This is a genomic window from Polaromonas sp. JS666 (assembly GCF_000013865.1).
Lineage (GTDB): Bacteria > Pseudomonadota > Gammaproteobacteria > Burkholderiales > Burkholderiaceae_C > Polaromonas.
Genome location: NC_007948.1, coordinates 3,784,813 through 3,799,006, shown reverse-complemented (window position 1 = coordinate 3,799,006; position 14,194 = coordinate 3,784,813). Strand labels below are relative to the sequence as shown.

The following is a 14,194-nucleotide window of genomic DNA, read 5'->3' as shown; positions in this document are numbered from 1 at the left end:
ACCAACCGCATGAAAACCATTCACTCCACAACCCTTGCTGCCGCTGCAGCCACCATGGTCGCTGCTGTTTTGCTGGCCAGCCCTGGCGTGGCGACGGCGCAAACCACGGCCAGCAAGCCTGCTGCCCCTGCCACCAAACCTGCTGCCCCTGCCACCAAACCTGCAGCCAAACCAGCTGCTGCCAAAAAACCTGCCGTCAGTGCCGACCGCACCAACCTCAAAACCACCGCCAAGAACGTGGCTGCGGGCATCGAGGCCGCCGAGGAGGCACTGACGCCAGCAGAGCTGGTCATTGCCGAGCGCGTGCATGTGGGCAGCCTGCCCTGCGAACTTGGCGCTTCGGTTACGCTGACGCCAGACACCAAAGCCCCCGGCTACTTTGACTTGCAGGGCAAGAACTTCAAATACCGGATGTTCCCGGTAGCCACCACCACCGGCGCCATTCGCCTGGAAGACAGAAAGGCCGGCGCGGTATGGCTGCAACTGGCCAACAAATCGATGCTGATGAACCAGAAACTGGGCATCCGCCTGGCCGACGAGTGCGTGAGTCCGTCGCAAGTGGCGGTGGCCGAGGCCATGAAGCTGAACCCGCCAGCCAGCGTGCTGGATGCGCCCAAGCCCGTGGCCACCGCTGCAGGGATGGCCCCGGCCACTCCGGAGTCAGCGGCCGCCGCACCTGCACCCGCACAGGCGGCTTCGGCCGCCCGATAAACATCATTGCCAGTCCCCAAGACCCCACCCGCGATCCCTACGATCCCACGATTTTTGAATACAGGAGAAACCAGCATGTCGTCCGAGTTCTTGCAAAGCTACCGCAACCATGTCGCCGAGCGCGCCGTTGCGGGCATTCCACCGCTGCCGCTGTCCGCCCAGCAAACCGGCGAGGTCATTGAACTGCTGAAAAACCCGCCCAAGGGCGAGGAAGCATTTCTGGTTGATCTCATCACTCACCGCGTTCCCGCCGGTGTGGATGACGCCGCCAAGGTCAAGGCCAGCTACCTGGCGGCCGTGGCGCATGGCACGGAAAAATGCGCGCTGATCTCGCGCGAAAAAGCCACGCAATTGCTGGGCACCATGCTGGGCGGCTACAACATCAGCCCGATGATTGCGCTGCTTGACGACGCCGAAGACAGTGTGGCCACGCAGGCGGCCAGCGGCCTGAAGAACACCCTGCTGATGTTCGACCAGTTCCATGACGTCCAGGAAAAATCCGACAAGGGCAACAAATACGCCAAGGCCGTGCTGCAAAGCTGGGCCGACGCCGAATGGTTCACCAGCCGCCCCGAGGTGCCTGAATCCATCAAGCTGACCGTGTTCAAGGTGGCCGGGGAAATCAATACTGACGACCTGTCACCCGCGCCCGACGCCTGGAGCCGCCCCGATATTCCACTGCATGCGCTGGCCATGCACAAGAATGCCCGTCCTGGCGTCACGCCCGAAGAAGACGGCAAGCGCGGCCCGGTCAAGTTCATCGAAGAGCTCAAGGCCAAGGGCAACCTGGTGGCCTATGTGGGCGACGTGGTGGGCACGGGTTCATCGCGCAAGTCAGCGACCAACTCGGTGCTGTGGTGGACCGGCCAGGACATCCCCTATGTGCCCAACAAGCGATTTGGCGGCGTCTGCCTGGGCGGCAAGATCGCCCCGATCTTCTACAACACCATGGAAGACTCCGGCGCGCTGCCGATCGAGCTCGACGTGAGCCAGATGGCCATGGGCGACGTGATCGAGTTGCGCCCCTACGAAGGCAAGGCATTGAAAGACGGCAAGGTGATTGCCGAGTTCAAGCTCAAAAGCGATGTGCTGTTTGACGAAGTGCGCGCCGGTGGCCGCATTCCGCTGATCGTCGGCCGCGGCCTGACCGCCAAGGCGCGTGCGGCGCTGGGCCTGCCCGTGTCTACCCAGTTCCGCCTGCCGCAAAACCCTGTTGACAGCGGCCGCGGCTTCACGCTGGCGCAAAAAATGGTCGGCCGGGCGGTTGGTCTGCCTGAAGGCCAGGGTGTGCGTCCTGGTACCTACTGTGAACCCAAGATGACATCTGTCGGTTCGCAGGACACCACCGGCCCGATGACGCGCGACGAACTGAAAGACCTGGCTTGCCTGGGCTTCAGTTCCGACCTGGTGATGCAGTCCTTCTGCCACACCGCGGCCTATCCGAAACCGGTGGACGTGAAGATGCACCACGAGTTGCCTGACTTCATCAGCACGCGAGGCGGCATTTCGCTGCGTCCCGGCGACGGCATCATCCACAGCTGGCTCAACCGCATGCTGTTGCCCGACACCGTGGGCACCGGCGGCGACAGCCATACCCGTTTCCCCATCGGCATCAGCTTCCCCGCGGGTTCCGGCCTCGTGGCTTTCGGCGCCGCCACCGGCGTGATGCCGCTGGACATGCCGGAATCGGTGCTGGTCCGCTTCAAGGGCGAAATGCAGCCCGGCATCACGCTGCGCGACCTGGTCAATGCGATCCCGCTGTACGCCATCAAGGCCGGCTTGCTGACGGTCGCCAAGCAAGGCAAGAAGAACATCTTCTCGGGCCGAATCCTGGAGATTGAAGGCTTGCCTGACCTGAAGGTGGAGCAGGCGTTTGAACTGAGCGATGCATCGGCCGAGCGCTCCGCCGGCGGTTGCACGGTGCACCTGAACAAGGAGCCCATCATCGAATACATCACCAGCAACATCACGATGCTGAAATGGATGATTGCGACGGGTTACTCGGATGTGCGCACCATCAACCGCCGCATCGCCGCCATGGAAGCCTGGCTGGCCGACCCGCAATTGCTCAAAGGCGATGCGGACGCCGAATACGCCGCCGTGATCGAAATCGACCTGGCCGACATCCACGAACCCATCGTGGCCTGCCCGAACGATCCGGACGACGTGAAGACGCTGGCCGACGTGGCGGGCTCCAAGATCGACGAAGTGTTCATCGGTTCCTGCATGACCAACATCGGCCATTTCCGCGCCGCGTCCAAGCTGCTCGAAAACAAGCGCGACATTCCCGTGAAACTCTGGATGGCTCCACCGACCAAGATGGATGCCAAGCAGCTGACCGAAGAAGGCCATTACGGCGTGCTGGGTTCTGCCGGCGCGCGCATGGAAATGCCGGGTTGCAGCCTGTGCATGGGCAACCAGGCGCAGGTGAAAGAGGGCGCGACGGTGTTCTCCACGTCCACCCGCAACTTCCCCAACCGTCTGGGCAAGAACTCCAATGTGTACCTGGGCTCCGCCGAGCTGGCCGCGATCTGTTCCAAGCTCGGCCGCATCCCGACCAAGGCCGAGTACATGGCCGACATGGGCGTGTTGACGGCGGCCAGCAGCACCGTGTACCAGTACCTGAACTTTGACAAGGTCAAGGATTACACGGACATGGCAGACACCGTGAAAGACGGCGTGGCAGCGTAAGACTTTCATTCGCGTTCACCCGGACCCGTTAAAAGGCCTGGAAGGTTCGGCAAAAAGCCCCGCAGCGAAAGTTGCGGGGCTTTTTCTTTTTGCTTCAAGTGTTTGCAGTCAACGCTCTATCTGCTCTACCACTCTATCTGCGTAGGGCGCTGTTCAATGGCGAGCAAATGAGCAGCGTCAAGTCTGCGGCATCAATGTCTGCAGGGTTTTCCTGGTGAAGTCATCCGCCGGAAAGAATGTTTCCATCGCCAGTTCCTGCAACGTGACATCAACCGGTGAGCCGAAGATGGTGGTGGTGCTGATGAAGCTGAGCACGCCTGCCGGTGTGATGAACTTGAAAGACATGACGACACCCGCGTGCTCGCCGTCCAGGTGCAGGCTGGCGGCATCTTCAGGCTCGGGGTAGGCCTTCAGCTCTTCCCGCAAAGCCACCAGCACCGGGTCGGCCGTTGCCGTGATTTGCTGGCGCAGGCGTTCGAACAGGTGGGCGCGCCACTGCGCCAGGTTGGCAATTTTGGGGGCCAGCCCCAGCGGGTGCAGGCTCAGGCGCAGCACATTCACGGGCGCTTGTAGCAGCGACGCATCGGCCCCGGCCATCAGGTGCGGCACCATGCGGTTGGCGGCGACCAGGTTCCAGTGCCGGTCGATTGCCAGCGCGGGGTAGGGCTCGTGGCTTTTCAGCAGCAGTTCCACCGCCTGCCGGGCCGAGTCCAGCGCCGGATCATGGAGTGGCCGTTCACGGTACATCGGTGCATAGCCCGCCGCCACCAGCAGGGCATTGCGCTCGCGCAGCGGAATGTCCAGGCGCTCTGAAAGGCGCAACACCATTTCACGGCTGGGCACGGATCGGCCGGTTTCCACAAAACTCAGGTGCCGGGTCGAAATCTCCGCCTCATGGGCCAGGTCCAGCTGGCTCAGGCGGCGGTGCCGGCGCCAGTGGCGCAGGTGATCGCCAAACGGTTGGGGGGTGCTTGTGTTCATGGAGCCATCCTAAAGCGCCCGCCGGCCGGTATTCCATTACCTCCCACGTCATCGACTTGCGCCGCCGCCGCTGGAATGATTCAAGTCCAGGCCGCACTGATTGATAGCCAGGTGCACTGGCTGACTTAACCGGCTATCTCAACCCAGGTTCAATTCAGGTTAATCCAAGGAGTTTGCAATGTCTTCCACCTCGTTCATGTCCTCCCCCAACTTCCTGCTCAATGTGTTGCGTGCCGATGCCCTCTCGTGCGTGGCTTGCGGCGTGCTTCAGGTCGTTTTCACGGGCCAGATGGCCCAATTGCTGGGCTTGCCTGAGGCCTTGCTGGCCTACACCGGCGAGTTTTTGCTCGTGTATGCGGCGGTGGTGGCCTTTGTTTCCACGCGTGACCCCTTGCCGAGGCCCCTGGTCTGGGTGCTATTGGCGGGTAACCTGGGCTGGGCGATCGCTTGTGCGCTGCTGCTGGTCAGTGGCCGCGTGGCACCCTCCATGCTGGGTACGGCCTATGTGGTGGCGCAGGCGCTGACCGTGGCCGTGCTGGCCGAACTCCAGTTTTTCGGATTGCGCCGCTCGGCGCCCCAGCCAGCCTGGTGACGGGGCTGGCAAGGGTGGTTGTGGGCCTTGTGCGTCAGGCCGTGAAAGCTCGCGCCACCTTGCCGGGTATGTTGCCAAAGGCTCCCACATCAGCCCGGCGCCTGCCAGAATGGAGGCTGTTGGTTTAACAAAAAGGAGTCTGCCATGGCCAAATCGCCTACGCCCGTCCGACCTTCCCATGCTTTCGCTGCAACGCGCAAAACCTTCAAAACCGCATCAGGCAAAACGGGCCAGTTTTATTCCCTGCCCGCGCTGGCCAAACAGTTCCCCAAGGTGGCGCGCCTGCCGGTGTCCCTGCGCATCGTGCTCGAGTCGGTGCTGCGCAACTGCGATGGCAAAAAAGTGACGGCCGAGCATGTGGGGGAGGTGGCCAACTGGGCGCCCCGTGCCGACCGTACGCAGGAAATCCCCTTTGTGGTTTCGCGCGTGGTGCTGCAGGACTTCACCGGCGTGCCGCTGCTGGCCGACCTGGCCGCGATGCGCAGCGTCGCCCTGAAGCTGGGCAAGAACCCGAAATCGATTGAGCCGCTGGTGCCGGTGGACCTGGTGGTGGACCATTCCATCATGGTTGACTACTACGGCAAGAAGAATTCGCTGGACCTGAACATGAAGCTCGAATTCCAGCGCAACCGCGAGCGCTACGAATTCATGAAATGGGGCATGCAGGCCTTTGACACCTTTGGCGTGGTGCCTCCCGGTTTCGGCATCGTGCACCAGGTGAATCTCGAATACCTGGCGCGCGGCGTGCACAAGACAAAAGAGGGGGTGTATTACCCCGATTCGCTGGTCGGCACGGATAGCCACACCACCATGATCAACGGCATTGGCGTGGTGGCCTGGGGTGTGGGCGGCATCGAGGCTGAGGCCGCCATGCTGGGCCAGCCGGTGTACTTCCTCACGCCGGATGTGGTGGGCTTTGAGCTGACGGGCCGGCTGCGCGAAGGCGTCACCGCGACCGACCTGGTGCTGCGCGTGACGGAAACCCTGCGCAAGGAAAAGGTCGTCGGCAAGTTTGTCGAATTTTTCGGCGAAGGCACCCGCACGCTGGCCCTGCCCGACCGTGCCACGATTGGCAATATGGCACCCGAATACGGCGCCACCATGGGCTTTTTCCCGGTTGATGAAAAAACCATCGAGTACTTCAAGGGCACCGGGCGTACCAAGGACGAAATCGAGGCTTTCGAGGCTTACTTCAGGGCACAGGGCCTGTTCGGCGTGGCCAAGGCCGGCGAAATTGACTACTCGCAGGTGGTCAAGCTCGACCTGGGCGACGTCACACCCAGCCTCGCCGGCCCCAAACGACCGCAGGACCGCATCGAGCTGGGCAATGTGGCCAGCCAGTTCGCCTCGCTTTTTAGCAAACCGATTGCGGAAAATGGCTTTAACCAGCCTGCCGCCATGCTGGCCACACGCCATTTGTTGCGGCACACGGACGATGGCCGCGCCGATACCCTGCCGGGGGCGCTTCCCACGCCAATGGGCGCCCCGCGCTCGGTGGTCGAGATGGAAAGCAACCGCCCCACGCTGGCCTCTGGCACTGCCGCACACTCGGAAGTCCCCACACCCGAGTCCAAAAAAGCCGGCATCAGCATCGGCAACGGCGATGTGCTGATCGCGGCGATTACCAGCTGCACCAATACGTCGAACCCCAGCGTATTGCTGGCGGCCGGCCTGCTGGCCAAAAAAGCGGTGGAGGCGGGCCTGAAAGTGCAGCCGCACATCAAGACCTCGCTGGCGCCCGGTTCACGCATCGTGACCGAATACCTGACCGAGACCGGCTTGTTGCCCTACCTTGAAAAGCTGGGCTTTGCGCTGGCCGGTTACGGCTGCACCACCTGTATCGGCAATGCCGGCGATTTGACGCCCGAGATCAACGAAGCCATCACCAAGAGCGACCTGGTGTGCGCCGCCGTGCTGTCGGGCAACCGCAACTTCGAAGCCCGCATCCATCCCAACCTGAAAGCCAACTTCCTGGCCAGCCCCCCGCTGGTGGTGGCGTACGCCATTGCCGGCACGGTGATGCGCGACCTGATGACCGAGCCGGTCGGCAAGGGCAAGGGCAAAGATGGGAAGTTAAGGGATGTCTACCTGGGCGATATCTGGCCGACCAGCGATGAGATCGACAAGCTCATGAAGTACGCCATGAATGGCAAGGCCTTCCGCGCCAATTACGCCAAGGTCAAGACCGAACCCGGCAAGCTCTGGGAAAACATCAAGGGGGTGACAGGCACCTCCTACACCTGGCCCACCAGCACCTACATCGCCGAGCCGCCCTTCTTCAAGGACTTCACCATGGCCGCGGGCGAGGCCGGCAGCGTGTCGGTCAAGGGCGCGCGCATCATGGCGCTGTTTGGCGACTCCATCACCACCGACCATATTTCGCCTGCCGGCTCCATCAAGGCCAGCTCGCCGGCAGGCCTGTGGCTGCAGGCGCATGGCGTGCAGAAGGCCGACTTCAACAGCTACGGCGCACGCCGCGGCAACCACGACGTGATGATGCGCGGCACCTTCGCCAATGTGCGCATCAAGAACCTGATGATTCCGCCGGATGCAACGGGCTCGCGGGAAGAAGGCGGGGTGACGCTGTTTCAGCCCGGCGGCGACAAGATGTTCATCTACGACGCCGCCATGAAGTACATGGCCGAAGGCACGCCGACGGTGATTTTTGCCGGCGAGGAATACGGCACCGGTTCGTCGCGCGACTGGGCGGCCAAGGGCACCCAGCTGCTGGGCATCAAGGCCGTGGTGGCCCGCAGCTTCGAGCGCATACACCGCAGCAATCTGGTGGGCATGGGCGTGCTGCCCTTGCAGTTCAAGCCCGGCGAATCGTGGCAGACCCTCAACCTCACCGGCTCCGAGGTCATCGATGTGTTCCCTCACCCCGAACTGAAACCCCAGAGCGACGCCATGCTGGTCATCACCCGCGCCGACGGCTCGCGTGAAGAGGTCAGCGTGATCCTGCGCATCGACACCCCGATCGAAGTGGACTACTACCGCAACGGCGGCATTCTTCCTTTCGTGCTCCGGCAGCTCCTGGCTGCATGATCAAACAAGCCGTGATTGCCGGTGGCGGCATCGGTGGGCTTGCGGCGGCACTGTCTGCCTCGCGCGCGGGGTGGGACATTCGCCTGTTTGAACGTGCGCCGGCTTTCAGCGAAGTGGGCGCAGGCGTTCAACTGGGCCCCAACGTCGTCAAGGTGCTGCACGGCTGGGGGCTGGCTCAGCCGCTTGAGGCGGTGGCCGCGTTCCCCGGGCGCCTGCAGGTGCGCAGCGCCGTGTCGGGCCAGGCGCTGGGCGAGTTGCCGCTGGGGGCCAGCATGGTCCGGCGTTATGGCGCGCCCTATGTCACGCTGCACCGTGCCGACCTGCACGGTTTGCTGCTCCAGGCCGTGCAGCTGCAGACCGACGCGAAACTTCACCTGGACCGTCCGCTGCAGTCTTTCAGCCAGACGGCGCAAGCCGTCACGGTGAAAACCGAAGGTGGGCCTGAAATTGAAGGCGACGCCTTGATTGGCGCCGATGGCGTGTGGAGCACGGTGCGCCAGCAGCTGCTGGGCGACGGCCTGCCGCGGCGCACCGGCCACTTGGCCTACCGGGCGCTGGTGTCGCAGGCCAGCCTGCCCGAAAAGCTCAGGACCCAGCATGTCACGGTCTGGCTGGGCCCGCGCATGCACGTGGTGCAGTATCCGGTGCGCAGCGGCGATTGGCTCAACGTGGTCGCCATCGTGCATGGCGAAGTGGCCGCAGATGCCGACCCCTGGGACCACAGCGCCAATGCGGCCGACCTGGCCGCGGCGCTGGCCGGCAGCTGTGCCGCGCTGCGTGAGCTGGTGGACGCTCTGGCCGGCTGGCGCTTGTGGGCGCTGAGCGACCGCGCGCCCATGCAGGGCGCACACCAGCACGCCATAGGCCGCGTGGCCCTGCTGGGCGATGCCGCCCACCCGATGCTGCCCTACCTGGCACAAGGAGCCGGCATGGCGATTGAAGACGCAGCCGAGCTGGGCCACACCCTGGCGCAGGCGCTGGATCCTGCCTTTGATGTGCCGACCATGCTGCAGCGTTATGCGCTGAACCGCTGGCAGCGCAATGCGCAAGTGCAGGCGAGGGCTTTGCGCAACGGGCAGATATTTCATGCGGGTGGCCTGTTGCGCTGGGGGCGGGATACCGCGTTGAAGGTGCTGGGGGAGAAGTTGCTGGATATGCCTTGGCTTTATGGCGGGGTTTCCAGGGTGTTGTGAGTTGCTATTGAAAAGATAGCTGGGTGGTTTTGCTGTGGACTGCTGGCCGGGACTCGCCCCGGCGGGCGACTTACTTTTCTTTGCTTCGCCAAAGAAACCTAAGGAAAAGAAAGGCGACCCGCAGTCTGGGTCCCTGCGCTTCGCTCCGGGCAACCTGCGCTGCTCGACTCCGGCGGGGGTCCGCAGAACTCGCTACGTTGCACTTCGCTCAAACAACTGCGGCCCTGATCCCGCCTGCATCTGCGCTGCTCGGCCCAGCCAGGACGGGGCAAGCGGGAGCGGGAACCGAATACCGGAAGACAAGAAAACCAAGACAAACAAGGACACGCCATGGCGTGTCCTTGTGGTTTCAAGTATTCGAGTTGTGTATTTGGCTGTTGGCTGTTGGCTGTTGGTATTTCTTGCACCCACCCCTTCTGTCTGCGCCGAGGAGCGGAGGTCCAGGCGGATCAGGGATCGCGATTGTCTGAGCGTAGCGAGTTCGAGCGAGACCCCGCCTGGACCGAGCACCGCAGGTTGCCCCGGAGCGAAGCGCAGGGGTCGCAGACAGTAGGGTCGCCTTTTCTTTTGCTTACTTTTATTTTGGCGAAGCAAAAGAAAAGTGAGTAGCCGCCGGGCTACCCCCGGCCAGCAACCCTCAGCAGAGTCAACCCGCTATTAAATAAATAGCACCTCACGCAGACACCTATTCCGGTAAATCCACTTCCCCTACAAATCCGTCCGCAATTTCCAGATCTCCGGAAACAACACCACATCCAGCATCTTGCGCAAATAACTCACGCCGCTGGTGCCGCCGGTGCCGGGCTTGAAGCCGATGATGCGCTCGACCGTGGTGACATGGCGGAAACGCCAGAGGCGAAACGCGTCTTCGAGGTCGGTGAGTTCTTCGCCGAGCTGGTACAGGTCCCAGTACTGCTTCGGGTCGCGGTAGACGGTCAGCCAGGCCTGTTCGACCGCGGCGCTTTCAAGGTAGGGCTGTGTCCAGTCGCGTTCGGTGTGGCTGGCGGGAACGGCCAGGCCGCGCCGCGCCAGCAGGCGCAGGGCTTCGTCATAGAGCGAGGGGGCTTCATAGGCGGCCTGCACCTGCGCCAGCAGGTCCGACCGGTGTGCGTGCGGCTGGAGCATGGCGGCGTTCTTGTTGCCCAAGGCGAATTCGATGCAGCGGTACTGGTAGCTCTGAAAGCCGCTCGACGCCCCGAGGTAGGGGCGCATCGCGCTGTACTCGGGCGGCGTCATGGTGGCCAGCACGTCCCAGGCGTGCACCAGCTGCTCCATGATGCGGCTCACGCGTGCCAGCATCTTGAAGGCGCTGCCCAGTTCGTCGGCCGCTACATTCGCAATCGCGGCGCGCAACTCGTGCAGCATCAGCTTCATCCAGAGTTCGCTGGTCTGGTGCTGGATGATGAACAGCATCTCGTCGTGTGCGGGCGAGAGTGGTTTTTGCGCGTTCAGAATCGCATCCAGCTGCAGGTAGTCGCCATAGCTCATGTCGCGGCTGAAGTCGAGCTGCGCCTTCTCGTCGTGAACAATGCGCTCGGGCGTCGTGGTGGCGCCGTGGTCGGGTTTGGCGGGGGGGTGGGCGTGGGGGCACATGATCAGGTCACCGCATGTTTCTGGTTGAATTCGGCGCTTTGCCATTCACCGGTGTCAAGTACCTGCTTGAGCTGCTCCACGGCGTTCCAGACATCTTCAAAGCCGATGTAGAGCGGCGTGAAGCCGAAGCGCAGGATGTCGAGATGTTTCCCGCCGTCGCCTGCGCGGTAGTCACCAATCACGCCGCGCGCAATCAGCGCCTGCACGATGGCGTAAGCGCCGGACTCACCGCCGCCGGGCCGCCCCAAGGCGGTGACGGCCCCCTCGGGGGGCAGCGACCCGCGCAGCGGTGGAGCGTGGGGGCTGTGTCCGAGCGTGAGGCAAACCTGCGAGCCGCGCTGCGTGTGCTCGCGGGGGGTTGCAAGCCCGAGGCCCTGATCTGCGCAGCGCTCTTCAACCAGTTGAATGAACAGGTCGGTGAGGGCCAGCGATTTGCGGCGCAGCGCCTGCATGCCGCCCAGTGGCTCGGCCGCCAGAAAGCCGTCGAGCCCGCATTCCAGCGCCGTCATGCTCAGAATCGGCTGCGTGCCGCACAGGTACCGAGAAATGCCGGCGGCGGGTCGGTAGTCGGGCGTGAACTCGAAGGGCGCGGCATGGCCCCACCAACCGGCCAGCGGCTGCCAGAAGCGGTCGGCGTGCTTGGGGTTGACCCAGACAAAGGCCGGGGCGCCGGGGCCGCCATTCAAATACTTGTAGCCGCAGCCAATCGAGAAATCGGCCTTTGCGCCGTTCAGGTCCACGGGGACGGCGCCCGCGCTGTGCGCTAGGTCCCAGACCGTCAAGCTACCTGCGGCATGGGCGGCCGCCGTGACGGCGGCCATGTCGTGCATGGCGCCGGTGCGGTAGTTCACATGGGTCAGCATCAGCACCGCCACGTCGGCGGTCAGCGCGCCGTTAATTTCTTCGGGCTCTACCAGTTGCAGCCGCAAGCCGCGTTCCTTGCACAGCGCCTCGGCAATGTAGAGGTCGGTCGGGAAGTTGCTGCGCTCACTCACCACCAGCTTGCGCTGCGGCGCGTCCTGCGCGGCGATATGGAGTGCTGCGCTGAGCACCTTGTAGAGATTGATCGAGGTGCTGTCGGTGGCCACCACTTCGCCCGGTTTTGCACCTATCAGTTGCGCAATCTTGTCGCCCAGGCGCTGCGGCAGGCTGAACCAGCCCGCGCTGTTCCAGCTGCGGATCAGGCCCTGGCCCCACTCCTGCGTCACTGCCTCGGCCACGCGGGCCGCTGCGGTTTTGGGAAGCACGCCGAGCGAGTTGCCGTCCAGGTAAATCACGCCTTCGGGCAGGGTGAACTGGTCGCGCAGGGTACGCAGTGGGTCTTGCGCATCGAGTGCGCGGCAATCTTGCAGAGTTGTGCTCATGTCAGGTTCATCTTTCAGGGGAGTTCGCGCAAGACTGCGCGAACGGGGGAGGCATCGGCCGTCATCAGCTTGAGCGGCAGGGCAATCAGTTCGTAGTCGCCTTCGGGCACCTCGTCGAGCACCAGGTTTTCCAGCACGCGCAGGCCGCGCTGGCGGATCACCTGGTGGCTGTCCAGGGTTTTGCTTCCGGCCGGGTCGATGCTGGCGGTGTCGATGCCGATCAGCTTGACGCCGAGTGCGGCGAGGCGCTCAACGGTCTCGGGCGCGTAGGCCGCGAGCGTGGGGTCCCAGCGCTCGACTGGCATGCGCGCGTAGGTGCGAACCAGCACGCGCGGCGGCAGGTCGTGTACGGCATGCGCCAGGTGCTCCCACTCGATCAGCGGCCCTTTGGCGATGGCATGAATGACGCGGCATGGCCCGATATAGGGCGTGAGATCGACCGCACCGATGGTGGCGCCCTGCGGGTCGTAGTGCAACGGTGCGTCGGCATGTGCGCCGATGTGCGGCGACAAGGTGAGGGTGCTGACGTTCACCGGGCAGCCCGGCGCGATGCTCGCGGCCCATTGCTGCTGGTAGGGCGTGTCGCCCGGAAAAACCGGCGAGCCTGGCGCCACGGGGGGCGAGATGTCCCAAAGCCTCAAGGGCTTTGCGGTGGTGGATGGTAGGACTCTGGCTGTCATACGTGTAAAGGTAGCACCGCCGAAAAAGCCGTGGTGTCGGTTATTTCCAACAAGTGATAAAAATAGTTTAAACCTAAAGTAATTGCCGGCAAAGAAGTCGAAACCAGGGGAGACGGGTTGTGCGCGCTCCTGCCGCCCTGCCGTGGCTGGGGCACAATCCAGAGCATCGGCACTGGCCGTCGGCCGCGGGTCTGACACCCGGATTCTTCTTCATCAACATCAATTAAAGAGACAGAGGTACAACATGGGTTCGAACGACAAGGCAAACGGCAAGGTTGCCGTGGTGACCGGGGCGGGTACTGGCATTGGCCGGGCCGTCGCGCTGGCGTTACTGGAGGCGGGCTACCGCGTGGCGCTGGTCGGGCGGCGCATCGAGCCGCTCAACGAGGTTGCCAAAGCGTCGGGCACTGATCGCGCGCTGCCGGTGCCCACCGATGTGAGCAACCCCGAATCGGTTGTGGCCCTGTTTGCCAAAGTCAAGGAGGTGTTCGGGCGGCTCGACCTGCTGTTCAACAACGCCGGCGTGAACGCCCCGGGTGTGAACATCGAGGACATCACGTTCGAGCAATGGCAAAACGTGGTGAACATCAACCTCACGGGTTCTTTCCTCTGTGCGCAGGGCGCCATCCGGCTGATGAAAGACCAGCAGCCGCAGGGCGGCCGCATCATCAACAACGGCTCGATTTCCGCCCATGCGCCGCGCCCCAACTCGGCGCCCTACACCTCGACCAAGCACGCCATCACGGGCCTGACCAAATCGATCTCGCTCGATGGCCGCAAGTACAACATCGCCTGCGGGCAAATCGACATCGGCAATGCCCTGACTGAGCTCTCCGCCCGCATGACCAAGGGCGTTCCCCAGGCCAACGGCGAGATCGCGGTGGAGCCCATGATGGACGCGAAGGAAGTGGCCGATGCGGTGGTTCACATGGCGGCGCTGCCGCTGTCCACCAATGTGCAGTTCATGACCATCATGGCCACCAAAATGCCGTTTGTGGGTCGGGGTTAGATGTAGTTTCTCACGACGTTGTTCCCATCAAATCCGAGGCGAGAAGCTGGAGGGCGGTGGGAGGTCGCTGAGTGGGGCCTGCGAAAGTTGTAGTGATGCATCCAGGGCTCCAGTTCATGGGCCCGAGCATCTGAATCGGGGTAGATGAAGGCGTAGGCCCATTCGCGCAGCAAGGTCTGGATGAATCGTTCGGCTTTGCCGTTGGTGCGTGGGGTGTAAGGGCGCGTGCGGATGTGCCTGATCCCCAGGCGGCGCAGCAGCTTGGCAAAGCGCTTTGATTTGTAAGCCGAGCCGTTATCGGTCATCACCTGCGCAACGCGCACCCCCATGATTCC

Annotated in this window: 10 protein-coding genes and 1 pseudogene; 6 read left to right on the top strand and 5 right to left on the bottom strand. The window is 63.3% G+C overall.

What is annotated here, in order from left to right; all coding sequences use genetic code 11:
* Window positions 1–9: 9 nt before the first annotated feature.
* Together BPRO_RS17950 and BPRO_RS17945 are read left to right on the top strand one after the other, a co-directional pair.
* A complete protein-coding gene (locus tag BPRO_RS17950) occupies window positions 10–711 on the top strand; it encodes a hypothetical protein (protein WP_157045826.1) in 702 nt (233 codons plus the stop codon).
* A 75-nt stretch (window positions 712–786) separates the two neighbouring features.
* Window positions 787–3,402: a bifunctional aconitate hydratase 2/2-methylisocitrate dehydratase gene (locus BPRO_RS17945; protein WP_011484494.1), complete on the top strand. Its 2,616-nt coding sequence runs from the start codon at window positions 787–789 to the stop codon at window positions 3,400–3,402.
* 177 nt (window positions 3,403–3,579) lie between these two features.
* On the opposite strand, the gene BPRO_RS17940 is transcribed toward BPRO_RS17945, so the two are convergent.
* Window positions 3,580–4,383, bottom strand: a complete 804-nt coding sequence (locus BPRO_RS17940) for a helix-turn-helix domain-containing protein (RefSeq protein WP_011484493.1) — start codon at window positions 4,381–4,383, stop codon at window positions 3,580–3,582.
* A 178-nt stretch (window positions 4,384–4,561) separates the two neighbouring features.
* Here BPRO_RS17940 and BPRO_RS17935 point away from each other — a divergent pair, with 178 nt between their 5' ends.
* The 3 genes from BPRO_RS17935 to BPRO_RS17925 all read left to right on the top strand — a co-directional run bounded on the left by BPRO_RS17935 (window position 4,562) and on the right by BPRO_RS17925 (window position 9,213).
* A complete protein-coding gene (locus BPRO_RS17935; RefSeq protein ID WP_011484492.1) occupies window positions 4,562–4,975 on the top strand; it encodes a hypothetical protein in 414 nt (137 codons plus the stop codon).
* A 144-nt stretch (window positions 4,976–5,119) separates the two neighbouring features.
* Window positions 5,120–8,020, top strand: coding sequence for an aconitate hydratase (locus tag BPRO_RS17930; protein ID WP_011484491.1), 2,901 nt, complete (start codon window positions 5,120–5,122; stop codon window positions 8,018–8,020).
* Window positions 8,017–9,213: an FAD-dependent monooxygenase gene (locus tag BPRO_RS17925; RefSeq protein ID WP_011484490.1), complete on the top strand. Its 1,197-nt coding sequence runs from the start codon at window positions 8,017–8,019 to the stop codon at window positions 9,211–9,213. The genes BPRO_RS17930 and BPRO_RS17925 overlap by 4 nt, the downstream gene beginning before the upstream one ends.
* Window positions 9,214–9,921: 708 nt before the next feature.
* Here the strand turns inward: BPRO_RS17925 and kynA are convergent.
* From kynA to kynB, 3 genes are read right to left on the bottom strand one after another with little or no spacing between them, the layout of a single operon-like run.
* On the bottom strand, window positions 9,922–10,806 hold the full coding sequence (gene kynA, locus BPRO_RS17920; protein WP_011484489.1) for a tryptophan 2,3-dioxygenase: 885 nt from the start codon (window positions 10,804–10,806) through the stop codon (window positions 9,922–9,924).
* A 2-nt stretch (window positions 10,807–10,808) separates the two neighbouring features.
* Complete coding sequence (gene kynU, locus BPRO_RS17915; RefSeq protein ID WP_011484488.1) at window positions 10,809–12,170, bottom strand: kynureninase; 1,362 nt, start codon at window positions 12,168–12,170, stop codon at window positions 10,809–10,811.
* A gap of 14 nt (window positions 12,171–12,184) precedes the next feature.
* Entirely contained in the window at window positions 12,185–12,850 is a 666-nt protein-coding gene (kynB, locus tag BPRO_RS17910; RefSeq protein WP_011484487.1) for an arylformamidase, read from the bottom strand.
* 244 nt (window positions 12,851–13,094) lie between these two features.
* Between kynB and BPRO_RS17905 the strand changes: the two genes are divergently transcribed.
* Window positions 13,095–13,859 carry an SDR family oxidoreductase gene (locus BPRO_RS17905; protein WP_011484486.1) on the top strand — a complete coding sequence of 255 codons (765 nt, stop codon included), beginning with the start codon at window positions 13,095–13,097 and terminating at the stop codon, window positions 13,857–13,859.
* Here BPRO_RS17905 and BPRO_RS17900 read toward each other — a convergent pair.
* Window positions 13,856–14,188, bottom strand: a pseudogene (locus BPRO_RS17900) (integrase core domain-containing protein); the annotation flags it as partial. The gene BPRO_RS17905 and the pseudogene BPRO_RS17900 sit on opposite strands and share 4 nt — an antisense overlap.
* Window positions 14,189–14,194 lie beyond the last annotated feature (6 nt).

Coding starts and splice junctions, on each gene's coding strand:
- BPRO_RS17950 (WP_157045826.1), top strand. CDS start 10: ATGAAAACCATTCACTCCACAACCCTTGCTGCCGCTGCAGCCACCATG.
- BPRO_RS17945 (WP_011484494.1), top strand. CDS start 787: ATGTCGTCCGAGTTCTTGCAAAGCTACCGCAACCATGTCGCCGAGCGC.
- BPRO_RS17940 (WP_011484493.1), bottom strand. CDS start 4,383: ATGAACACAAGCACCCCCCAACCGTTTGGCGATCACCTGCGCCACTGG.
- BPRO_RS17935 (WP_011484492.1), top strand. CDS start 4,562: ATGTCTTCCACCTCGTTCATGTCCTCCCCCAACTTCCTGCTCAATGTG.
- BPRO_RS17930 (WP_011484491.1), top strand. CDS start 5,120: ATGGCCAAATCGCCTACGCCCGTCCGACCTTCCCATGCTTTCGCTGCA.
- BPRO_RS17925 (WP_011484490.1), top strand. CDS start 8,017: ATGATCAAACAAGCCGTGATTGCCGGTGGCGGCATCGGTGGGCTTGCG.
- kynA (WP_011484489.1), bottom strand. CDS start 10,806: ATGTGCCCCCACGCCCACCCCCCCGCCAAACCCGACCACGGCGCCACC.
- kynU (WP_011484488.1), bottom strand. CDS start 12,170: ATGAGCACAACTCTGCAAGATTGCCGCGCACTCGATGCGCAAGACCCA.
- kynB (WP_011484487.1), bottom strand. CDS start 12,850: ATGACAGCCAGAGTCCTACCATCCACCACCGCAAAGCCCTTGAGGCTT.
- BPRO_RS17905 (WP_011484486.1), top strand. CDS start 13,095: ATGGGTTCGAACGACAAGGCAAACGGCAAGGTTGCCGTGGTGACCGGG.